Annotated in this window: 14 protein-coding genes and 2 pseudogenes; 10 read left to right on the top strand and 6 right to left on the bottom strand. The window is 53.3% G+C overall.

Translation table 11 applies throughout. The annotated features are described in order from the left end of the window. Window positions 1-82 precede the first annotated feature (82 nt). The 3 genes from Q31b_RS01650 to Q31b_RS01640 form a co-directional block, all read right to left on the bottom strand. Window positions 83-1402 carry an amidohydrolase family protein gene (locus Q31b_RS01650; protein WP_146597927.1) on the bottom strand — a complete coding sequence of 440 codons (1320 nt, stop codon included), beginning with the start codon at window positions 1400-1402 and terminating at the stop codon, window positions 83-85. Continuing rightward, window positions 1399-4533 (bottom strand): amidohydrolase family protein, encoded by a 3135-nt coding sequence (locus Q31b_RS28785; RefSeq protein ID WP_146597926.1) that lies wholly within the window; start codon window positions 4531-4533, stop codon window positions 1399-1401. The genes Q31b_RS01650 and Q31b_RS28785 overlap by 4 nt, the downstream gene beginning before the upstream one ends. 124 nt (window positions 4534-4657) lie before the next feature. After that, window positions 4658-6841 (bottom strand): M3 family metallopeptidase, encoded by a 2184-nt coding sequence (locus Q31b_RS01640; protein WP_390622296.1) that lies wholly within the window; start codon window positions 6839-6841, stop codon window positions 4658-4660. 177 nt (window positions 6842-7018) lie between these two features. Between Q31b_RS01640 and Q31b_RS01635 the strand changes: the two genes are divergently transcribed. After that, a complete protein-coding gene (locus tag Q31b_RS01635) occupies window positions 7019-7894 on the top strand; it encodes a rhomboid family protein (RefSeq protein WP_146597925.1) in 876 nt (291 codons plus the stop codon). 84 nt (window positions 7895-7978) lie between these two features. Then, window positions 7979-9406 (top strand): precorrin-6y C5,15-methyltransferase (decarboxylating) subunit CbiE, encoded by a 1428-nt coding sequence (gene cbiE / locus Q31b_RS01630; protein ID WP_231617224.1) that lies wholly within the window; start codon window positions 7979-7981, stop codon window positions 9404-9406. Between the two features lie 62 nt (window positions 9407-9468). On the opposite strand, the gene Q31b_RS01625 is transcribed toward cbiE, so the two are convergent. After that, entirely contained in the window at window positions 9469-10332 is an 864-nt protein-coding gene (locus Q31b_RS01625) for a methyltransferase domain-containing protein (protein WP_146597924.1), read from the bottom strand. A 222-nt stretch (window positions 10333-10554) separates the two neighbouring features. Between Q31b_RS01625 and Q31b_RS01620 the strand changes: the two genes are divergently transcribed. The 5 genes and pseudogenes from Q31b_RS01620 to Q31b_RS01605 all read left to right on the top strand — a co-directional run bounded on the left by Q31b_RS01620 (window position 10555) and on the right by Q31b_RS01605 (window position 20073). Beyond that, on the top strand, window positions 10555-16404 hold the full coding sequence (locus tag Q31b_RS01620; RefSeq protein ID WP_146597923.1) for a hypothetical protein: 5850 nt from the start codon (window positions 10555-10557) through the stop codon (window positions 16402-16404). A 415-nt stretch (window positions 16405-16819) separates the two neighbouring features. After that, window positions 16820-18310, top strand: a complete 1491-nt coding sequence (locus tag Q31b_RS01615) for a rhamnulokinase (protein WP_146597922.1) — start codon at window positions 16820-16822, stop codon at window positions 18308-18310. Window positions 18311-18851: 541 nt separating this feature from the next. Next, window positions 18852-19061: pseudogene (locus Q31b_RS29530) on the top strand (helix-turn-helix domain-containing protein); the annotation flags it as partial. Between the two features lie 50 nt (window positions 19062-19111). After that, a pseudogene (locus Q31b_RS29525) lies at window positions 19112-19162 on the top strand (hypothetical protein); the annotation flags it as partial. A gap of 164 nt (window positions 19163-19326) precedes the next feature. Continuing rightward, the gene (locus Q31b_RS01605; protein ID WP_146597921.1) at window positions 19327-20073 is read left to right on the top strand and encodes an alpha/beta hydrolase; all 747 of its coding nucleotides are present in this window, start codon (window positions 19327-19329) and stop codon (window positions 20071-20073) included. Here Q31b_RS01605 and Q31b_RS01600 read toward each other — a convergent pair. Both Q31b_RS01600 and Q31b_RS01595 read right to left on the bottom strand, forming a co-directional pair. Then, on the bottom strand, window positions 20070-20282 hold the full coding sequence (locus tag Q31b_RS01600) for a hypothetical protein (protein ID WP_197170753.1): 213 nt from the start codon (window positions 20280-20282) through the stop codon (window positions 20070-20072). The genes Q31b_RS01605 and Q31b_RS01600 overlap by 4 nt on opposite strands. A 69-nt stretch (window positions 20283-20351) precedes the next feature. Continuing rightward, entirely contained in the window at window positions 20352-20996 is a 645-nt protein-coding gene (locus Q31b_RS01595; protein ID WP_146597920.1) for an esterase/lipase family protein, read from the bottom strand. Between the two features lie 99 nt (window positions 20997-21095). Here Q31b_RS01595 and Q31b_RS01590 point away from each other — a divergent pair, with 99 nt between their 5' ends. The 3 genes from Q31b_RS01590 to flgA are packed head-to-tail and all read left to right on the top strand — an operon-like array spanning window position 21096 to window position 23896. Then, window positions 21096-21848 carry a flagellar hook-basal body protein gene (locus Q31b_RS01590; RefSeq protein WP_146597919.1) on the top strand — a complete coding sequence of 251 codons (753 nt, stop codon included), beginning with the start codon at window positions 21096-21098 and terminating at the stop codon, window positions 21846-21848. 37 nt (window positions 21849-21885) lie between these two features. Beyond that, window positions 21886-22692, top strand: a complete 807-nt coding sequence (gene flgG / locus Q31b_RS01585) for a flagellar basal-body rod protein FlgG (protein ID WP_146597918.1) — start codon at window positions 21886-21888, stop codon at window positions 22690-22692. Between the two features lie 4 nt (window positions 22693-22696). Further along, window positions 22697-23896, top strand: a complete 1200-nt coding sequence (gene flgA, locus Q31b_RS01580; protein ID WP_146597917.1) for a flagellar basal body P-ring formation chaperone FlgA — start codon at window positions 22697-22699, stop codon at window positions 23894-23896. Window positions 23897-23937: the final 41 nt, after the last annotated feature.

Here is a 23937-nt window from a genome sequence, read left to right as displayed (position 1 = left end):
AAACCCTACGCACAACCTCAGGCCGGAGGCCGACACATCACTGCCGTTGGTGTAAGCCATCGGAACCTATCGGCGTGCTTGCTCATTGTTCCACTTCTGTTTTCCCTTGGCGGTACTTTTTTTTGTACTTTTCGGACAACATCGTGTGCTTGCTTGTTAAGTCGACCTTGCGACCTTGAATGTAGGCTTGCTCAACGTTTGTTTGTGGTTCATACCACGGATCATCGGTGATGATAATCGTTGCGTCCTTGCCAACTTCTAGCGATCCGGTACGGTCCGATACACCTAGAATTTCGGCTGGCGAAAGGGTGATCGAACGGAGGGCAACGTCAGACGGTAAGCCGTAAGCGATTGCACATGCGGCATGGTAAGTCAAATTGCGAACGTTCGCCGCTCCGTCGGGATACCCAGGACCTTCGCCTGCAATGGCAAACCGGACGCCTGCTTTGCGAAGTCGCTCGGGTAACGTGTATGCTGCATCGTAGGGATCGTCACGCCGCAGTGGTAAGCGATGGGTTCCTGCGATGATCACAGCGACGTCATGCTGTTTGAGTAGTTTGGAGCACGAAGTGGCATCGAATCCGCCATAGATGATCAGTCGCAGATTCTGCTTCATCGCATACAGGACCGCCGATTCGATCGCTGCTTGCCGATCCGCTGATACGATCAATGGCACCTCGCGATTGATAACCCGTTGCAGCGACTCCAGACGTAAATCGGTGGCAACCGCATGGGGTTCCCGTTTGGCGTAGCGTTTTGCTCGTTCGATCCAAGCGTCGAACTCTTGCCATTTTTCGTCTTGCTTCTCAGCCGCCTTCGCTTCGTCTTTTTCCGATGGATGCATTGAAGACCAATGGACACAAAGTCCAGCGGGAGCGAGTAGCTTCATATCATTAGCGGTCCATCCATCCAGTTGCATCACAGCGGATTGGCCTTGAACGAATGGACCGGCGGGGGCGACATGTGCCAACAAGACGCCGCCCGCACGAGCGACCGGAATCAATTCGCTGTCAGGATTCACTGCGACCCACGACCGAACGTTCGGATTTTTCGACCCGAATTCGGTATGGTCTGCGGTTGCATCGACAGCACTGATTTCCCGCAGCCCAAGGTCGGTATACGATTCAATTAAGCCTGGGTAAACGTGCTTGCCCTCGGCTTCGATCACGACCGCGCCGTCTGGAACGTCCACCTTTTTTCCGATCGCCACAATCCGGCCAGAATCGAACAAAATCGAGCCGCGAACAATCGATTTTCTTGATACAGGATGCAGCGTTGCACCTCGAATCAGAATCGGTTTTGTTTGCGGAGCACCTGGGACTTGATCGCTAGCGACCAACGGGCCTGAGAAACAAAATGTTGAAACGGAGCTGATAAGGAACAGTGTACGTAGCGAAATCATCGTGATGCTCCTTTCTCAGCGGAAGCCCGGCAATAAATGTCGACGCGGTCCCAGCGGTCGGCTTCCTCGATCTCCTTCTCTTTCTTCGGTTGGGAGTTTGGCTTTTCAGGCGACCGTTGTGCCAATTGGACCAGCTTGGCTCGAGTGGAGCGGTCACGCTCACGAAGTTGTTTGTCTGTTGTCAAATCGAAGTAGCAACGTCCGTCAATCCAGGTTTGCTCACATCGTGAAGCGGCGGAAAGTGGTGGACCGCTCCATACGACCAAGTCCGCATCTTTGCCTTTTTCGATCGAGCCAACTCGGTCATCGATGCGAAGTTGCTTGGCGGGGTTGAGTGTGACAAAGGCCAACGCTTGCTCAGCCGATAGGCCGCCGTACTTCATCGCCTTGCCCGCTTCCACATTCAAGTGTCGTCCCAACTCCGCATCGTCGCTGTTGTACGACACAATGACTCCTGCATTGTGCAGAATGACTCCGTTGTAAGGGATGGCATCATAGACTTCAAACTTGTATGCCCACCAATCGGCGAACGCGGATGCCATCGCTCCATGCTCGGCTATTCGATCGGCAACCTTGTAGCCCTCGGAGATATGTTGCAGGGATCCAATTTGCACGTTGAATTCTTCGAGGACATCGAGCGTTGCCAAAATCTCGTCTTGTCGGTAGCTATGGCAATGCACCCAGCGCTCACCGCGTTGAATCTCTGCGATTGCCTCAAGCTGCAGATTACGCCTCGGCGGTAGTCCCTGACGACGTCCTGATTGCCATGCTTTTTGCTCCGCGTCATACTCTCGGGCCGCCAAGAATTGGTCACGGATGATTTGCTCGACACCCATTCGGGTATTGGGGTAGCGGCCCGAACTTCGTTTGACATTTTCGCCAAGTGCAAATTTGATCCCCGCAGGTGCGCTGGCGAACTTCATTGCATCCATCGATGCACCCCAGCGTAATTTGAGGACTTGGTTTTGCCCGCCGATCGGGTTCGCGGAACCGTGAAGGATATTCGATGTCGTCACGCCGCCCGCCAATTGGCGATAGATTGCGATATCCGAATTGTCAATAAAATCGCCAATCCGTACCTCCGACGTAATCGCTTGTCCTGATTCATTGATTCCTCCATCGGTGGCAATGTGAGAATGACAATCGATCAAGCCAGGCGTTAAATGCTTGCCTTTGAGGTTGATGACTTTCCCACCTGCTGGAACCGCCAACTCCGAACCAACGTCAGCGACTCTTCCATCGATGACCAAAACGTCCCCATTCTGGATCGGGCCAAGTTCACCACTCGTCCACACCGTTGCCCCTCGGAACAGAACCACGTTTGGTTGATCAGGTATTTCAGACAACCCATACGCACCGAGCGGGTAGACCAACTCCACAGGTTGAGTTGCCTTCGAATTTGTCGGTTCAGAATCGGTGGAATCCGACGGCGATGGAGCATCGTCAACCTCTTTTGTCGCAGTTTCTTTTCGACGAATGGGGCAATCCACTTCGCGTCCATCGGGAAGGGTCAGGGTCGTACGAACGAACGAAATCGACTTCTCATTCGAACCGATCAGCAACGTCAGTTTCGAGACGCCTTCTGCGAACGAATCGGATAACTTACTCAACTCGGCAGAGGCCGACAAACGAGCGCGAGAACGCACAATGTCGGATAGCTTGAGCACTTTCTGTGTCTCGGTTTCGGCGTTGACCCAACGTATCTGTGCCGTCGTTTTGCCGGACGCCTTTTCCATGATCAATTCCGCATCGGTGCTTTGTTTTGTATTCGACAAAACGGATGGCAAAACGATTGACCAAGTTCCCGCCAAAGCATCCGATTGCTTTGGGATCGCGTTTTTTTCGACCGAAAAACGTTCACCAGCGACCCAGGTTTCCACCACCTTTGTGTCCTTTGCAAACAGTTCGCCGTCGGTTACGACCAAATTAGCGAACATTCCGGCTTCAATTTTTCCGACCGCGTCGTCGAGTTCGAGTAAGTTCGCTGGGACTGTTGTCATCGCGGATAGGGCAGCAGTTTTATCCAACCCGCGCTCGACCGCGACACGGACTTGCTTCAAGAAGGTCGAAGGATCGCCGAGTCCATCGCTGGTTAAGCAGAACGGGACACCCGCCTGATGGAGCCGGCCAGGGTTCTCGGGTGCGAAGTGCCAATGCATCCAAGTCCGTAGCGGCGTTTCGCGAATCGATTCGAGTGTCCGCGTTGCTGGTTTGTCTGGAAAATCGACTGGCAAAAGGATTGGATGACCGCTCGAAGCGATCTGCGACAATTCACAATATTCGTAACCTGATCCGCGAACGATCATGTTGAGCGAAAACTCTTTTGCCAAGTCGCTTGCTCGAATTGCCATCCGCTCGTTTGCGGCATCGATCACAAACGTCCCCGAGTCGATCCATTGGGACAGAAGTTCCAACGAACGGTTGGGCTGAGGACGCGGTACTTGGCGATCATTCGCATAGACTTGATAAGCGTCGCGATACCAAATCGCATCATAGAATGCTTGTCGAACCAAGGCGACCGCGCCCATCGGAGAATTTGGATACCGATCACGGCGCTGCCCGCGAGGAACGGTAAGCGTTAAATGCCCGGCTGCATCACTGCGCAGTAGATGTTGTGGATGGCTCCTATCAAGTGTCAATACAATACAGCTGGTGCCTTTGATGATTCCGTTTTTCGGAGCCAACAATTGAGCCGTGATGCCTTGGCTGCGAAGTTTGCGAAGTTCTGTTTCACGATCTTGATCGAACCAAACCGCTCGATGTTCGGGCGTGATGTTTTGGTTCCAGTACCGATCGGGTTCTGTCGGCAATCCTTCGGGTAATTCCACTTCGTGCATCGCATCAATGAAACCCGCGTAGATTCGCATCCCGGTCATATCGCGTCGCTCCGTTCCCGGCGGCGGAACGATGTTGTTGCCAACTTGGGCAATTCGGTTCCCAGCGATCAGAATCGACAGTGGCTGCGGCGTCGATTCGGGCCTGCATACGACCTCGGCACCCTCCAAAAGAACAGGGGACGGATCAGCATCGCGCAGCCCGACCACAGGCTGAGTCATCGTCGACTGCTGCGCCGTACATTCCGGCAAGAAACAGATCGAGAGGGTGAACAGTAAGATCAGGTCAGACTTCATGGGCAAGATCGTAGCGGTCGAGAGAGTTGAGGAAGGGCCGACGCGAGTCAAATGGAAGTTGTCCGTCTTTACCCCTTAGACAGCCAATTAAGTGGCATAAGCTGGAAGCCCACGTCACTGTTGGTCAATCGATGGGGAAGCCTCGTTTGCGAAGCAATGCACGGGTGTCAACATCGCGGCCTCGGAAACGACGAAAACCTTCCGCAGGATCGATCGTGTCACCGACACTCATCACATTGTCATGCAAACTCTTGGCAATCTCAGGATCGTAATAGGACCCCGCTTCTTCAAAGACCTCTGCCGCGTCCGCCGTCAATGCGTCCGACCACAGGTAGCTGTAGTAGCCAGCCGAGTAAGCGTCACTGCTGAAGATATGTGAAAAATGAGGCGTGCGATGACGCATCGGAATCTGAGCCGGCATACCAATTTCCGCCAACGTTTCCTTCTCGAATTGGTCGGGATCGATTCGGTCTTTCTCGGACGTATGCAATTTCATATCGACAATCGCACTGGCCAAATACTCGACCGTATTGAAACCCTGATTGAACTTCGATGCGTTCTTGATCTTCTGCAATAGCTCCGCTGGCATCGGTTCGCCCGTTTCATAATGAACGCAGTACTTGCTGAGCACCTCGGGCGTATCGAGCCAATGCTCCATGAGTTGAGAAGGGAATTCAACGTAATCACGGGCAACGCTCGTGCCCGCTTGCGATGGATAGGTGACCTTCGAATTGAGCCCGTGTAGAGCATGACCAAATTCATGAAACAGGGTCACGGCATCGTCCCAAGAAATCAGTACCGGCTCTCCTTCGGCTCCTTCGATAAAGTTTGAGTTATTCGACACGATCGGAGTGATCGGTTCGTCGATGTTTTGTTGCAACCGGTAGGCGGTCATCCATGCGCCGCTGCGTTTTCCTTCGCGAGCGTAGGGATCGAGATACCAAAGTCCAATTCGTTCGCCCGCCTGGTTATCGACTCGCCAAACGCGGACGTCTGGATGGAAGACCGGGACATCTTTCACTTCGGTGAACTGCATCCCGTACAACTTGCCTGCAGCCCACATCATGGCTTCGCGTAACTTGTCGAGCTGCATGTACGGCTTGACGTCATTGAAATCAAGGTCGTATTTATCTTTGCGGACCTTTTCCGCATAGTAGCGATAGTCCCATGGCTCGATTTTGATATCGGCGTTTTGCTTATCAGCAATCGCCTGCATGTCGGCGACTTCCTCTTTGACTCGAGCGACCGCTTTGGGCCATACTTTCATCATTAGATCCATGGTCGCTGCAGGCGTCTTTGCCATCGTCGATTCGAGTCGCCATTCGGCATGGTTGGCATAACCAAGAAGTTTCGCGCGCGCGTCTCGTAGGCTGAGGATTTCACTAATGATCGCGTTGTTATCGTGTTGGTCTCCGTTGTCGCCTCGATTGTAATAGTTTCGCCAAACCGTTTCACGTAAATTTCGGTTATCGGCATAGGTCAAAACCGGATCCATCGAAGAACGCGTATTGGTAACGGCCCATTGCTCTGGCTTACCCCGATCGGTTGCAGCCGATTTCATCGCCGCTTTGACGCTCGACGGTAAACCCGCCAAATCGTTCTCGTCGTCGATCCAAGTCACGAACCCTTTTTCGTCTTCCAAAACGTTTTGGCTAAAATCGGTGAATAGGCGAGCCAAGCGGGTATTGATTTGCGACAATTTCGCTTTGTCGCTTTGATTCAGTTTGGCACCTTGGCGGACAAACGTCTTGTACAAATCGTCAACGAGCCGTTTTTGGGCGACCGAAAACGATTTCATCTCATCACTTTGATAGATCGTTTCGATCCGTTGGAACAAAGCGGAGTTCTGGTAAATGCTATCACTATATTTCGACAATTCAGGAGCGACTTTTCGCTCGATATCGGGAATGGGCCCGACGTTCAGGTTTGAGCTATGGACGCTGAACAATGCCTCGAGTCGTTTGAGCATTTCACCCGCCTTTTCCATCGCGACGATTGTGTTTTCAAACGTAGGCGGTTCGGATTGATTGGCGATTTCGTCCATCTCGGTGCTGGCCGCCGAGATGGCGGTCTCAAAGGCAGGCAAAAACTCTTCGCTGCGGACAAGGTTCCAAGGCGGGACACCGCCATAGGGTCCCGTCCATGGCTCTAACATCGGTGAATTCATTTCCTTTTTCACTTCGTTTGTTGGTGTTTCGGTGGTGGAGGTGTCCGCAGATGCCGTTGCGGAAAGCATTAGCAGACTCAAAAGGGCGAAAAACGGAGAGCGTGGCATCTTCATTTGCGTCATGGTAGGCATTTGCGTCATGGTAGACATTTTGGTGGAAAGGTCGATTGTACTTCTTCGTAAAATGAACCGAGTCGGTTCAGATTCCGAAATCGGATTATACACAATTGGTCACTTGTTTGCGGTCATCGACGCCTTGGCAGATAGGATGCTAAGATACTCGAAACATCGATACTTTGAATTCAGGAAAGCAATTTTATGGGTCTTCATGACCGCGATTATGGACGCCGCGATACTCGGACGCCGTGGGATCGGATCGAGAATCCACGAAGCATGACGATCACTCTAATCGTCATCAATGTTGTCGTGTTCGTTGTTAATATGATTTTTAGGGACCAATTGACCTCATGGTTGGCCGCCGACGGTTCGACACTGTATCAACCATGGTTGTGGTGGAAATGGCTGACCTATGGTTTTACCCATGACCCCCTCAACATCAATCATATTCTGTTCAACATGATCGGTTTGTTCTTTTTTGGCCGGATCGTGGAACAGCGATTAGGACAGCAAGAATTTCTGAAATTCTATCTGCTGGCGATTCTGGCGGGCGGAATCATTGGTTCGTTGGGGTTTCTACTCATGAACTCTCCCGGAGGAAGTGTGATCGGAGCCAGCGGTGCGGTGGTTGCGACGGTGATTTTGTTCGCTTGCTACTATCCTAACAGCGAAGTCTATTTGATGTTCGTACTGCCTGTCAAAGCTTGGGTACTTGCCACCTTTTTTGTGGTCGCCGATTTTGCCGGCGCATTAGGGATTATGTCTCTAACGGGAGCCAACACCGCGTTTACGGTCCACTTGGCTGGAGCCGGTTTTGCCTTGGCCTACTATTTTGGCAATTGGAGTTTTCGGCGACTCGACTTCGATGTTCTCACCGACCTGCCCCATCAAATGCGGCAACGGTCACGGCGGATGAAGTTGAAGGTTCATGATCCCGATAGGAAACTGCGGGCCGAATCGGAAGAAGCGGATCGCATTTTGGCAAAAATTCACGCCTCGGGCGAAGACAGTTTGACAAGGTCCGAGCGAAAAACACTCGAACGCTACAGTCGCCGAAAACGTGAACAGCGTCGCTAGTAGCGGCGTCTCTCCGAGACGCCAAGTACAAGACAGCGTCGCCAGTAGCGGCGTCTCTCCGAGACGCCAAGTACAAAGACAGCGTTGCCAGTAGCGGCGTCTCTCCGAGACGCCAACTACAAAGACAGCGTCGCCTTTCGCCCCGCGAAAGGCGACGATCACGAGAACGAAAGTTTTGACGATTTTCGCTACAATTCATGTTCGCGTCTCGGAGAGACGCGGCTACGACAATTCCCCCATCGCGTCTCGGAGAGACGCGGCTACTTAGGAATATCCATGACCGCTCGCATTCAAATTGTTGGCATTGGCGACGATGGACTTGATGGTCTTACGGGACAAGCGCGGCAAATCATTGATTCTGCGACGCTCATCATCGGTCCGAAATCCTTGCTTGACAAACTTCCTAAATCGGCTGCAAGGCATGTTGCCGTCGGTAGCAATTTGGACCAATTGCAACAAGCGATAGGGGGTGTTGGCGACTCGCCTGCGGTCGTGTTAGCAGGAGGGGATCCGCTCTTTTACGGCATTGCTCGCTATCTAACCGACACCTTTGGGAAGGAAAAGTTCGAGGTGATTCCGCACGTCAGCACGATGCAGTTGGCATTTGCGCGGGTCAAAGAGAGTTGGGACGACGCCTACTTGACCAACTTGGCAACGCAACCGCTCGATCGAGTCGTCGATCACGTTCGCACCTCCGAATTGGTGGGTCTATTTACGACCAAAGCGATCACGCCGTCTGTCGTTGCGGAAGCACTATTGGACAGGCGGATTGATTACTTCACAGCCTATGTGTGCGAGAACTTGGGGACGCCCGACGAAACGGTCACTCAAGGTGATTTGCAATCGATTCGTGGCCAATCGTTCGGTGAAATGAACGTGATGATTTTGGTTCGAAAACAGGGTGCGTCGGACCGTCCGAGTGGCAGTGATCAACGTCGCTTGTTCGGCAACCCTGACGATTTGTTTCTGCAATCGCGGCCCAAACGAGGTCTTCTAACGCCGAGCGAAGTTCGTTGTATTGCACTCGCAGAGCTCGGTTTGACGCCGACCAGTATCGTTTGGGATGTCGGAGCTGGTAGTGGCTCGTTGGCGATCGAAGCGGCATCCATCGCCAACCGAGGGAAGGTATTTGCGATCGAGATGGATGCGGAAGATTATGGGTTGATGATCGAAAACGCAAAAATGTTTGACGTGCCCTCTTTGGTCCCCATCCATGGACAAGCGCCCGATGCGTTCAAGGACTTGCCAAATGCCGATGCAATCTTTGTTGGTGGCAGCGGTCGGTTCGTACCCGATCTCGTCTCCGCTGCAATCGCTCGCCTGTCGTCCAATGGTCGCGTGGTCGTGAATGTATCAAGTCCTGACAACTTGGTGTCGGTACAGGCAGTGTTAGCGAAAGCCAATCTGCAGCAAGATGTGCGGATGATCAACATCGCCCGCGGGCAATACCAACTCGACCGGGTTCGCTTTGCTGCTTTGAACCCTACGTTTTTGATCTTGGGACGAAGGTAAGGGACCTTCATTGCCTGGCCCAAACCGAGTTTGGGGGAGGTTGACTTTTGACGCACGGATCTTTAACAAGATCCACTACGATCCGTTTTTCGAACCGCCAGGATTAGATCGGCTGACAAGGTCACGCTGCGGTTTGTGATCGTTTCGAGTCGTGCGTTTTGAGAGAAACGAACGGCTCGGTATGTCATCGCCATCGCGTCGGCGATGGCGTCGGTGTCGAGATCGATTTGGGTTCGCCACGTCTGTTGTTGTTGCATTTCGAGTCCCGCCGCCGCTAACTCATCGGCGATCGTTTCCCAACGACGGCGTCGGTGTCCAGCTTGTTGGACGTGCTGACGAAGTTCGACGAGATCGTCTTCACCAGGTACGGCGACGATGCAAATACCGCCAGGTGCGAGCACGCGAGCGATTTCTGAAACCGGTCGCCGGCCGAAGAGCGAGAGCACGCGGTGGACGCTTGCATCCCTCGCTGGTAACGTGCGATCGGCGTTCGCCAATATCCAGGTAGCGTCGGGCCAACGGCGGGCAGCCAATTTGATTGCTCGCTTTGACAGATCGATCCCGCAATAACCATCCGCTTCGCCCGAAAAGAGGGCCGGACCAAAATAGCCTTCGCCACAACCGAGATCCAAAGTCAGCGGATGGATGGACGACTCGGTCGACACCGAAACCGGATCCAGAGGTATCCAGGACTGCAGCCGCTGAATCAAACCATCGGCATAGCCCCGTTCCAACCAGCGATGGCGGGCGAGTACGGCTGCGTCGATGTCTCCTGGATGCTTCGATTTTCGGTCTTGAGGCTGCAGCAAATTGAAGTAACCCTGCTTGGAACGGTCGAAACAATGACCCGCCGCACAACGCAAACCGGAGTCGGATGGCTTCAAGGGTTCAAAACAATTTCGGACGGTGCAGCGAAGGTTAAACATTGTGATATCTTAGAAGCATGATCGCACACGAACAGGGGCGACCGGTTCGGATCGTGTTGCATCTACCGAATATTTCGTTGTTGATATCACCCACAAGCAAACATTTTTGCGTATTGTTTGCTCGCGAAGGGGCTCTTAGAGGTAAAGATTGGCACCAAAGGTTTCCGGATCCGACGTGGTCCCAGGCTCGAAGCCTAGGCTACAATATTCGATCGAGACATCATGACCGGCGTAATAATTGCGATTCTCGTTTCCGGGATAATCATCACTCTGGTGGGTCATGCCAGTTGGCTATTGATTGCGGCAATTTGGCATGCCATTTTCGGGCCTAATGATGCTGGCCTCGGTTTGAGTCGGGAATCCAGACAAAGTGAGAATCGTTTTCAAGACGATCAGCATGCTTTCCTCCGCGTCATCGACTATCTTTTGTATCGCGGACTCATCAGCTCACAAGAGTTTGAAACCATTCGCAACAAATTGGCAGAGCTGCGGCGTTTGGAAGCAATGCCACAGCCAATGGAAGTCACTAAGCCAATGCAGGCCTCAGGGCCAACGGAAGAAGCAGAGGATGAAACGCTGACGGAAACGGTCGAAGTCGCGGAAGTGCCGATCATGGCCCAGCCGATTGCTGTTCCAAGGGTGATTTCCGAAGACAGCATTGCGGCGGTTGTGGAAGTGAAGCAAGGCTCGACTTTGTCGAAAGCCGAGATCATTCGCTCGTTCCTGGCCACACACAATATCCGCTGGGGTGAATTGGTCGCAGGCTTGTTGATCGTTATCTGCTCGATTGGTTTGGTCGTCAGTTTGTGGAATACGCTCATCACGAGTCATCGAGTGGTTCCTTCGCTGATCTTTTTGGCTGGAAATGGCGCAATCTTTGCCGCTGGCCTCTACACGTTGTCGCGTTGGAAATTGAGGCACACGAGTCGTGCGGTTTTGGTCATCGCCACCTTGCTCGTTCCACTGAGTGTTCTTGCTGGCTTAGCGGCAATCGGCAAACCGACCGAGTCGGTACGGCTAGACGATCCTGTTACCCTGCTGACGTTGTTTGCAGCAACCGCGATCTATTTGCTGATGCTAATGAAGGGTGCCAAAGCGTTGGTCGGCACACCCTATGCCGGACCGATGGCGTTGTCAGTCGCCGGACCAACCGCGCTGCTTCCGATGTTGCCTACGGTTTGGCGAATGTTTTCTACGAATGTTGGTTGGAGCATTTCCTTTGGAAGCATTTCGGTGTTGGTAGCGATGATGGGGTTGGTCTACAAAAGGGTCCAAAAGCCGCGATCCATGGGGATGACAACAAGTCGCAATTGCTTGTTGACGATGTCGGTGGGCGTTTTTTCGATGGCGACTTCGGTCGGCTACGCAGTGTTCTTTGTCCGTGCTCAGCCTGGAACATTGCTGCCAATCGCTGTCGCAACCATTCCCGCACTGATCGGATTGGCCGGTTGTGGTGAAGTTCTGGCGAATCAAGCGCGGCGAGCGACCCATGCGATGGTCGGCCGAATTGTATCGATTCTGGCATTGGCCATTTGCTTTGCCATGTTGCCAGCTGCGATCGGAAGTGAGCCATGGACATGGACTTGGGCCATCGTGCTCTCGACGTGCACATTGGTCGTTGGCTGCTTGCTTCGAGGGCCGCGGTGGATTGCCGCGGCCACGTTCCCGATCGGAACTGGCGTGGTGACGGCTAGTCCCGTTTGGATGCGACAAGTGCCGTGGGCTGACCTGCCCCTATGGATGAAATTGATGAGTGGCGAAGCGATGGTGGCTTCGGCCGCGGTAGCGCTCAGTATCTTTGTGAGTTGCAAGTGGATCCGTTCCGAAGGGGTCGCTCGCTGGATCAGGTATGCATCGTTTGCCTGGGCCGCCGTGACACTGTTGATTGCAACTGGCCTAGCGATTGCTCCGATGCCTTTGCTTGGAACCATCCCCAGCGGTATCGTCACCGCTGTATTGGCCGTTGGCATGATTGCCACCGCATTCCTAGCCACCATTCCAATGGCAAATCGTTCGCTCGTTTCCTATGTAGCGATCGGTTCTGTCGTGATACTTTGGGCATCGGTTTTGAAACCGCTTGTTCTTTTTGTACCCGATCCGATCGCAGAGATGCAAACATGGCTGCTAGCTGGTTTGGGTCTATCGGCGACGGTACTTTTGTTGGCGGAGGTCACGTTATTAGCGAAAAGGCAAAGCACGAACGCCGGAAAGGTCTGGAGTCATGCGGGGATCGCTAGCGCAATGTTGACCGCTATCGCCGCATGCTTTGCCGCGACCTCCGATTGGCATTTCGCAACATGGACGCTCGCGGGCGTGACCGCGTTGGTCTATTGGGCGTCCACAATCTTTTCAGCATCCAAATGGGGTCCGTCGACAACGGTACTACGTCTGTCACAGTTGGCTTCCGTTGCCGGTACGATCGTGTTTGGATACGGGGCGTATCGCAGTGAGCTGTTTGCCGCTACATCATGGACCAGCGGCCAAGCTTGGTGGTGTTGGGGTGTACTGTTTGCGAGTGTCTCGATTATCTGGATCGTCATCCGTCGATTTGCCGTCTTCCATCGACGTTCTGCCGTGATGTTACAGCATTCGCCGGCATCGCCCGCGTTGATGGTGGATGGAGCAGCGATGCTGATCGGCGTCCTCAGTATGGGAATGGGTGTCACGGTCTCTTACGTGGACCTTTTGGCGGATGTTTTTGGAACCAGTCTTTTGTCAGCGGCCAATTCAGCAATCTTTCCGCTGCTGTGCTTCGCCGTGGTCGGTATCGCCTTGATTGGAAATCACCGACAAAAGGGCAGCGGTCCATTGTTTTGGCTGACGGGTGCCGTCAGTCATTTTTCGTTTAGTTCGCTCGTCGTATGGTGCTCGATCCAAGTCATCGGCAATTTTGCGACGGAACCAGCCGTCCGATTGATTTTGACGACGACCCTTGCTGCCGGTCTCGCTCAGCTTCCCAACCTGCCATTCTCAAGAAAAGGTGCACTCAACAAAATGGAATCGGCATCGTGGTGGCCGTTTGCTACCGCTTTGGCATTGGTGATGGTTGCCTCCATCGTCTTGCTATCCGAGCACTGGATCAATCCGCTTGTCGACGGCCGGATCGCTGATCGGCTTCCAACGCTATCCGTTGCGTCCTGGTGGATCGTTGTTTCGGCAGCTTTGTGGTGGATCGGACAACGCATGAAGCCGAACAGCGAACGGGGTTCAATCGCATCGGGAGTCTCGGCTTTTCTGACGCCTGCGGCAGCTCTGATTAGCACCGCCGCGTTGTCTCTTTCCCATCCAATCGTCTGGTTTCAAGTTGCGGTGATTTTCTCGTTCGTATGGGTTGTGGCCAATCAAATCTTATGCCGACGACCACAATTCGCTGTTTCTCAGTTGGCCGAAAACAGGTCGCTACAGGTCATCCTCTTCGCTGGTGCGGTTTCGGCCATTGCTGCGATCACCAAGATCGTAATGGACATTCCTGAATTGTCGGTTGTGCTTGGAATGGCAAGTTTCATCCTATCAGGGATTGCCGTTTGTCTGGTCTGTTTTGTCGGATGGCCAATTGGCAATGGAGGGCAAGCGGAATCGAGTCTGTTTTCGCGTGCGGTGCGATTGCCGTGGCCGATTGGACTTAGTTTATTCGCGGGCCAAATGGCTTGGATGGCCCGTACCATTGGCTTCTTACCGTCTCTTTGGCAGATCCATTTCGTCGTAGCCACCTGGTTGATCGGCTGTATTGCCTCTTTGATTTTGTATCAAAAACGGGGCACATGGATTCATCTTATTCATTCTCTGGCAACCTGTTTTACAGCCGTGTCGATTGCGATTCTGCTACGATCAAATGGTCAAGTTGCGATGGAGTGTCTTGGTCTCATCGCTTGCGTTCTTGTCGGGATCTTGGTCGCGATTCACAGCCACAATACAAAATTGGTAGCTCGCCACCGACGCCTCACTCGTGGGTTGCCCTGGTTCACCCTTCTCGCAGGTGGTTACCTGATCATAGGGATCGCTTCACAGCGTTTCGGAGCTGGCAACGTGGAAGGGACTATGGCGGTGCTTTGGTTGTCGGGGTGGATTGTTGCTTGGCGTTGGCTGTGTGTGCAACGCACGGGTCCCCAGGCTCCTGCCGGGGAACGGGCTGCGGGATCCTGGGCAGGATCCGGGGAAGGAGGTTTTCCTGCCGATTCCGAAGTCTTCTTGCTGTTGGCACTGATTGCTGTTTGCGAATCGGTTTCCCAGGTGTTGTTTCAAAACCAAACACGACTGCCGCTCGCAAGTGATTCACACTGGTGGGTGCGTTTGTCCGCCTACTTTGTCGCGGCTGCGTCGACGGTCCTTCGCGGTGATCGCCGGATGGTATGGCAAGCCGCCATGGCCATTGTTCTTGGGGTCGCGGCGTCGATGGCTGCTCGAGCTGCCGAGCATTTTTCTCTGAGCGACGAGCGTCGGATCATGGTGGCTGTCTTGGCAATTGGCTTTACGCTGGCCGCTATCATCTACCAACTGAAACCGTTATGGAAGGGTGCGTTCGTTGCATCGCGTACTCTTCGCGTCGCGCGTCCTGTGCGAATGGCAACCCTGGCGCGGGCGAGTGAACATTTAACGGCCGCAGTTGCTGTGGTTAGCATTGCCGTTTCCGTTCTGATGATCTTTATGGAACTTGACAGGGCGACCATTCGCATGACGATCGTTGGTGTTGCGATGGTTGGGATTGCTTACTTTGAATTGTCTGAGTTGACATCCCAGCGACGGCTACGACATTTTGCCGTACAAGTCGCGTTGATAACGATCGGGCTTTGGGCTAGCGTCGTCGATTCGGCTCACCTTTTACCTTGGCTAGTCGGTTCGATGCAGTGGCTTGTTGCGGGTGTGATTTCGACAGCAACACTCTTGTTAGCAGTGCCAAAATTTCTAGGAGATACCATCAACGAACGTTGGCGACCGGCGCTTCGCGTAGGAGCGATCGTCAGCGGTACGGCGACGATCGCCAGTCTCTTGGCGATGCTCATGATGGAAGCGGTGGTTCGCCGGGACGGTGGCATTGACGAGATTTCACGACCACTGATTATCGGTATCGGTGTGATGCTAGTCTTCCTCAGTTTATTGACGGCTTGGATTGCGATTGCGACCGGCCCACGATTCTCGCTAGGCCCTACGCTATTGTTATCAGATCGCCAACGTCAAGGATTGATAGTCGCGGCCCAGGCGATTGCTGCGATGGCTTGGCTGCACTTGTTTCTTTGCAAAGCAGATCTTGCTTTCTTGGGATTGCGAGCGTATTGGCCCTACATCGTGATGCTGATCTCGTTCGTCAGCGTAGGGGCGACCGAATGGGCGAAGCGGCAAGGCGATGAAGTGTTATCAAGCACACTCGCACCGACGGCATTGTATTTGCCGTTGATCCCAGCGATCGGTTTTTGGCTTAGCGGGGGGCTTATTGGGCAAGGTGAGTGGTCGTGGATGTTCGATGGTGGCAAAGTCCCCTATGCCTTGCTGCTATCGATCGGTGCGGCCTACTATGTTGGACTCTCACTGCTTTGGAAGCGTTCGATGCCTCGAGTCACTGCGATTGTGCTCGGTAACGCAGCACTCTGGGTGATGTTGGTGCAGACACCAGGATGGAGTTTCCTGGCACATCCACAAGCGTGGCTAATACCGCCAGCGGTTTGTGTGTTGGTGGTTGCTCATCAATACCGCGATCGACTCGGCAAAACGTTTGCGTCTGCGATTCGATATGGCATGACGCTAGTGATTTACGTCAGCAGCACAGCAGATATGTTGCTGCAGCAGATTGGTACGAGTATCAGTGGTCCGATTGTCTTGATCGTGCTTGCCCTGATCGGAATGTTAGCGGGCGTGATCCTTCGAGTTCGACCGTTTTTGTATCTGGGAGCATGTTTTGTGTTCTTGGGAGCGGCCAGCATGGTACGTCATGCTCAAGTCTCGATCAACGCGGTTTGGCCGTGGTGGGCGTTTGGGATCAGTACGGGTGTGATGCTGTTGGCGGGATTGATGTGGATAGAAAAGAACAAACCAAGGCTCCGCCAGTACGCCAACACGCTTTCGAATTGGGATGGTTGAAGATCGTCGTAGCCTAGGCTTCCAGCCTGGGAAAGAGCGAGAATCAACCGAGCGCATACGTATCGTCGTAGCCTAGGCTTCCAGCCTGGGGAAGAGCGAGAATCAACCGAGCGCATACGTATCGTCGTAGCCTAGGCTTCCAGCCTGGGAAAGAGCGAGAATCAACCGAGCGCATACGTACCGTCGTAGCCTAGGCTTCCAGCCTGGGAAAGAGCGAGAATCAACCGAGCGCATACGTCGTGCGGCAGTGTATTTTGATCGGTAGGTTCTTTGATCCCGCTCGCATGAAGTGCAGGGAATACTTCGACTTGGTGGTAGTGCTCGAAAGAGCGAAATCTGCTATCTTATTTCACTCATAACCAGTCGGATTCCAGCGATTCGGCGATTTTTGGCCAGCTAAACAGAGGAAAAAGCAATGAAGTCAGAAGCGGTCCATTTGGCGATTGATCTCGGGGCGTCGAGTGGCCGAGTGATGGCGGGATATTTGGAAAATGGCAAATTGCAGTTAGCCGAGGTGCATCGGTTTGCCAACGAACCGGTTTATATCCAGGGTTCGATGCAGTGGAATACGCATGGCTTGTGGGCTGAGATCCAAAAAGGTTTGCGAAAAGCGTCCGACACCTACGAAAATGTGCAATCGGTCGGCGTCGATACTTGGGGTGTCGACTACGCTCTGGTCGATGATCAAGACATGGTGATCGGGCCGGTGCGTTGCTATCGCGACGATCGAACGGAGGGCATGTTGCAACGCGCTTTCGAAATCGTGCCACGCGAAGAAATTTTTGAGGCGACGGGGCTGCAGTTTATGCAGCTGAACACGCTCTATCAACTTCTTGCCGCCCGTCTCAACGGCGAGCATTCGCTTGACATCGCCAACGGCATGCTACTGATGGGCGACTTCTATCATTGGTTACTGACGGGCAAACGAAGTATCGATGCGACCAATGCCTCGACGACGCAGTTACTCGACCCGCGGACGAAAACATGGTCTCAGGACTTGATCTCTCGGTTCAACCTACCGCCCGTTCTGTTTGGCGAGCTCAGCCAACCGGGAACCGTTTTGGGCAATATACAACCATCGGTCGTGAAAACGACTGGCTTAAAGGATGTGCCCGTGATCATCCCCGCGACCCATGATACCGCTTCGGCGGTGATTGCGGTCCCCGCCGACGACTTTGCTCCGGAGGATACGTCTTGGTGCTACATCAGTAGCGGGACTTGGTCGTTGATGGGATGCGAACTACGCCATCCGTTGGTGAACGCTCAATGCGCGGAATTTTGTTTCACCAACGAAGGCGGAATTCAAGGTACCACGCGTTTGCTCAAGAATATCAGTGGTCTTTGGATCTTCCAGCAAATCCGCAAGTCGCTTGAACGCAAATCGGACGCCGATTCCTGGGAAGAGATGGTGAATTTGGCACGCACAGCGAAGCCGTTTTCGCTCTTAATTGATCCTGATGACGCTGGCTTTATTGCCCCGCATGACATGGTCGAAGCGATCAACGCGTTTGCATTGCGAACGGGCCAAGGTGCGGCTGAGTCAAAAGGGTCGCTGTATCGCGGAGCACTCGAAAGTCTAGCTCTGCGCTACCGTGAAACCTTTAACAATCTTGAAACGTTGCTCGGTCACCGCATCGAGGTCATTCATATTGTCGGTGGTGGCTCGCAGAACGAACTGCTGTGCCAAATGACCGCGGACGCCTGCGACCGCAAAGTGGTCGCAGGACCGATCGAAGCGACGGCGGCGGGGAATGTCGTCGTCCAGATGATGGGCTGTGGCAAACTCGACTCGATCATCGATGCACGACGGCTGATTCGAGACAGTTTCGAAGTCAAGACGTTTTCACCCCAGAACGTCGATGCCTGGACGGAGCCAGCAGAGCGTTTTGCGAAGCTTGGTCAGTAATCATGCCGTCCGGCTTCGGAATGTAGCGCCGCTGGCATATTGAAGAATGCCTTCATGCGCACTCGTGCATTTTCACAGCTCGCGTTTAGGCATGTGCAGAATCGTGGCTGCGGCATCTTGCCCCAGTAAACTGCGGCTGGAAGCCACAGCCACGAAAGATTCTCACCCGAATGCTTCCTCGGGACAAAACACTAGCCCGGCTAATACGCAGACTGTTTTTCGAGCAATGAACGTAAACGCTTTAAGGCGTAGACGTTAGCAAAACAATTTGCAAGCCCATGAATCATCCGGGCTAGCCGCCGATTATCCGAGACGACAAAGGAGTCCTGACGCCAGCGGCTCCCTCGTCATCCGGAAAGTTCGCCTCACTGCCCAGGCAATCGATTTCAAGAAATACAGTCCTCGCAACCTTGGTGTGATTGGCCTTGGCGACGTATGCGAGTATTATTGGGATGCGTTTTGTTGCAGCATATGAGGGGATTCCACCAGGTTGATTATTGTCGTCTCCCATCTGGTTTCCAGAAGCTGGGACCCACTTGAAGTGGACTCGACTATCGAAGTCGTAGCAACTCAGTATATTGGGCTTGGCACCTTGGACGTATTGACCCGCCGCGAATTGGAGGTGCTCGTTTTGCTTGGACACGGACTCAGCGTCCCTCGCGCTGCGGCGATCTTGCATCGCAGCCCAAAAACGGTCGAACGGCACAAGGATTCGATCAGCAAAAAACTGCGACTTCGCGGCCAAGCCAAACTGGTCGGTGTCGCGACCTCCGTGGGTCTCGATTTAGTGGGTCTCGATTTAGTGGGTCTCGATTTAGTGGGTCTCGATTTAGTGGGTCTCGATTTAAGTGATATCCACCTGCGAAGGTTTAAGGCCTGGTGCAAAGTCGCCTACCAAGCCTAGATCCCGATCGTGGAAGCTGTCAAACATCCAACATTATCGAGATCTTTAACCAGATCCACTCCCCCTAAGTAACCAAGTTTACGAAGTATCAACTAGAAAGCGTACTCAACGAATGCCTCAACCACGCAAAACCACTTACGGTTCACTTGATTGTATTGTCATCGATGGTGGCGAGTCGCCGTCGATCCCTGTCATTCTCTGTCATGGCTATGGCGCCCCCGGCACCGATTTAGCGGGATTGGCGTTCGAATGGATTTCGCTATTGGGTACTGACGCGGGGACATTTCGCTTCGTTTTCCCAGCAGCGCCCCTTTCGCTCATCGAACTTGGGATGCCCGACGCTCGTGCATGGTGGCCGATCAACATGGCACAGTTGGCTGAAGCGATGCAAACTTCGAAGTTCAGTGAAATGCACGATCACCAACCTCAAGGTCTTTCCGAAGCACGCAGCGAGTTGACGAGAACCATCGAGCTGGTTCGCTCGGAATTGGCCGATGCATCGGGACGCGATGCAGCAAACAGACCCTACGTACTGGGAGGGTTTTCTCAAGGAGCAATGTTGACGCTCGATACCGTCTTGCGCGGCGACATCGATCCACCAGCCCTGCTGCTGCTTTACTCCGGTACCTTAATTTGTGAATCGGAATGGACCAAATCACTCACCCGGTTGGCCAATACGCATATTTACCAAGCCCATGGAACCGTCGATCCGATATTACCTTTCACCAGTGCGATGGAGCTTTCGGAGCTCTTGAAGCAATCGGGTGCGGAAACCGAATTTCATGCCTTCAATGGTCCACACACCATCGACACCGAGTCGATTGTGCGCACGGTTGAACGGATGAAAGCATTGCTTTAGTCAGTGCGTGTCTGGTTGGTGAACCGCGACGCTTTGAGGATTTTGACTTCGCTTTTCGCATTCAAACGCGGCAAACCGTCTGTGCCGGTCAAAGCGTGCATCAAGTCATTCTTGTAGGATGGCATATCAAGTCTGGATCCCGAACCTTGTTGCTCGGTACCACGGATCACTTCGACAGCATTGCCGATTTGACGACCACCACCTGGCAATGCGGATGAATCTTTGCCACCCTCATTTCAGACGAAATGGAACGGTCACGTAAACACGTGGCCGTTTTTTCATGCAATCACGCCATTGATGAATTTCTTCACGGATCGATGGACACGTGGATGTAGGACAATCGACAAGTGACTGGCCCAAATGTGCTGTATTTCCAACAATGCATTTCCTTCCAGCTCCATTGTGCGAATCCAGACGTCCACATTCGCCCAGACAATCAGACGTGGGATCGCAACATCGAACGTCACGTTCGTCGAGGCCCGAGAGGCATTGGACATCACGGCAACTTCCGAAATCACGTCCCCTCCCAACCAATGCAATCCCCTGGCAATCGGACTGGCGGTCATGATCGGAGCGATCGAAGCGAGCGAGATCGCCGGTGCGTCCCTGCCCTCAAAATCCTGAAGCACTCGGCTGATCGCTTGGCGTGCGACCCAATCGCCAAAACTATGTGTCACGATCGCAACCGAGTGATTCGGTTCCTTTAACAGGGATTCGATTTGCTGTCGTAGCTTGCTAGCACTGTTTTCCAAATCACGAAATACGATTCGATCTTTAAAGATGCGAACTTTCCGCGTGCAGTGTCCATTGACCACGGCGGGTGACCGCAGCGTCAGCCGTAGCGGCCACAATAGCGGGCGTGGTTCACAGAAACCGGGCACAAGAATAACGGTTTGCTTGGTGGGATTCTTTACGGGGTTCATGTTTTTTGCACTTGCGAGCATCCCGAGACAATTGTTAACGGATGGATAGGGGATTAATCGGCAACACGTTTCGTTTTATTTTGAGTGGTTTGGTGAACTATGCCCTACGGTGTCTATTTATCGGCTTCGGGTGCCCACGCACAAAGCCATCGACTCGAAGTGCTCAGTAATAATTTGGCCAATACGCAAACACCAGGCTATAAACCTCAGCAAACCATCTTGCAAGCACGCTTTGCCGAAATGATCGAAGAGGGTGAAGTGTCGCCGGGTCTCGGCGGTGCAGACGATATTGGTGGCGGTGTCACGATTCAAAATGCGCAGACTCAATTTGACCAAGGACCACTCAAAAAGACCGGAAACGAAACCGATTTCGCAATCAACGATACCGAATCCTTCTTTGTCGTCCAACGCGGCGAAGAGCAATTCATGACCCGAGCGGGTGAATTCCTGTTCGATTCGAAGGGCCGGATGATCAATCCCACGGGCGATCAAGTTCTCGGCAGCGACGGAAAACCGATCCAAATGGATCCTACGAGAGCCTACCATGTTGCTCCTGGCGGTCGGATCCAGCAAGGGGAGATTCAGTACGAGATCATGCTGGCCAAACCGAAAAGTATGGGTGACTTGTCGCACGTGGGTGGCAACTTATTCAAGCCACTCGCCGACTTTGATCTTGTCCCCGGTGACCAGCGAAAGGTAGTAGCGGGTCAGGTCGAGCTGTCTTCGGTCCGTCCGACGATGGCCATGATGGAGCTAATTGAAACCTCACGTGCCTACGAGGCGAACGTGCGGATGATCCAAAACCAGGACAGTGTGATGGGATCGTTGATTGGCCGAGTGTTAAAGTCGTAAGCAACACAAACCTATTGATCGAAAACGGAGTTTCGTCATGAGCGTTCAATCGCTATACACCGCCGCCACAGGCATGGGGGCGATGGAAACCAAATTGGATGTAATCGCCAACAACCTAGCGAACATCAATACAACCGGCTTCAAAAAAGACCGTGCCAACTTTGAAGATTTGCTCTACCGTACCGAGGTTTATCCCGGCGTTCGAGATGCTCAGCAAAACCCGACCGCCGTGGGAACTCAAGTCGGTTTGGGCGTCCGAGTTACCAGCACGCAAACCGATCAGCGGCAGGGCACGCTTCAGCAAACGGGACGTGAACTTGACGTCGCCATTCGCGGGAAAGGCTATCTGCGTACAATCGACCCATTGACCCAAGATACGATGTACACGCGAGCTGGCAATTTAGATATCAACGCCAACGGACAATTGGTCATCGGATCGGCTCAAACGGGACGCTTGCTCGACCCACCGATCACAATCCCGGAAGACGCTAGCGCCATGGTTATCAGTTCGAATGGTGAAGTAATGGTGCGTCAACCCAACAATACCGAGCTTAGCTCGGTGGGCAATATCCAGATGGCACAATTTATCAACCCCGACGGTCTGTTGAAGGTTGGCGAAAACATGTATTTGCAAACCGATGCATCGGGTCAAGAACAACAAGGGACGCCCGGAGATCAAGGGATGGGAACATTGGTCCAAGGAAATCTGGAAGCATCCAACGTCGAACCGGTCCAAGAGCTAATCGATTTGATAACCACTCAAAGAGCGTTCGAGCTGAACAGTCAAGCGATTCAGGCGGGCGATCAAGTGATGCAGAATATCTCAAATCTAAGAAGGTTCTAGACGCATGACCTCGGTCACCCCCATCGCCTATCAACACGTCGCCTATCGAATCATCCTCTGCTCGATTGTTGTTGCCACCTTTTTCGACTCGGCTACTGCAAACGCTCAATCGGGTTCCTTCGTACCCGTTCGCCGTTCGGCACCGAGGACCGTTTCGGTCGATGCGGAAACAGCGTGGACCTTTCGGATGAAACAAGATGTCGTTTTGAGTTCTCCGATCGTCCGACTTGGCGACATCATCGTTCCACTCGATCCGAATTTGCCTCAATGGTCACGGCTGAGTCGTGCATCGGTTGGATTGTTGCCTGTCGACGGGACGGCGATGCGAATCGATCGTGAGCGTCTTGCCAAACTGATTGTACGTGCCGAAGCGACCCCGCACGCGATCCTTTGGGTCGGGGGCGAATCGACCTCGATCCGCTACTTGCCGTCTGCGGAGGAGAGCCAGCAGGACACGGGCGAACCAGCTCTGGGGCATTCCACGATTCGGCAAACCAGCTACCACCCACGCATCGAGACGGCGGCAACAGCCGTTCCACAGGCAGCGTTGCCGCCGGAATTTGCGAATCGCGTCATTGCCTGGATCGAGCAGGCAATCGCGAGAGGTGATCGTGACCTTCTCAAGCGATATCAACTGATTATCGATCCTCAGCAGCCAGCGATGTTGAGTTTGGAATCTGCCCGAGGCATTGAGCAAGCTCACTTCCTTTCACCCATCCAAGAAGGCAAGTGCTCTTTGTACGTCAAGTCGCGAGGCCTCAACGCTGCGGTCGAAGCAACCATGATCGCGGAGCTAAAAGAAAATCCGCTCGCCGTCACAACGGCAAACAACCTGCGACCTGGGGTCCGAATTGGGGCATCCGATTTGCGGACCCTACCCATCGAACCCGAGAATTGGGAGGATTCGTTCTATACCGATCCATCGGAATTGATTGGAACGGAAACGAAAAGCTATCTCAGAAAGGATGAGCCGATCCGGATCGGAGATGTTGGAAAACCGACCTTGATTCGTCGAGGTGATTTGTTGGAAGTTCGTGTCGTCAATGGATCGATCAGTGTCACCACCAACGCAAAGGCGCAAGGGGATGGGGCGGAATCCGATTTGATTGAAATTGAAACGCTCGACCCGCGAAAACGCTTGATCGCTCGTGTCGTGCAAAGCGGATTGGTTGAAATCGTCACTCGATCTCCCCGTACTCGGTAAAGCCCCGTACTCGGTAAAGCAATGTACTCGGTAACGCAATG

Origin of the sequence: Novipirellula aureliae (assembly GCF_007860185.1) — a bacterium.
Lineage (GTDB): Bacteria > Planctomycetota > Planctomycetia > Pirellulales > Pirellulaceae > Novipirellula_A > Novipirellula_A aureliae.
Note: the sequence above shows the minus strand (reverse complement) of the source record. Positions and strands in the feature narration are given on the sequence as shown.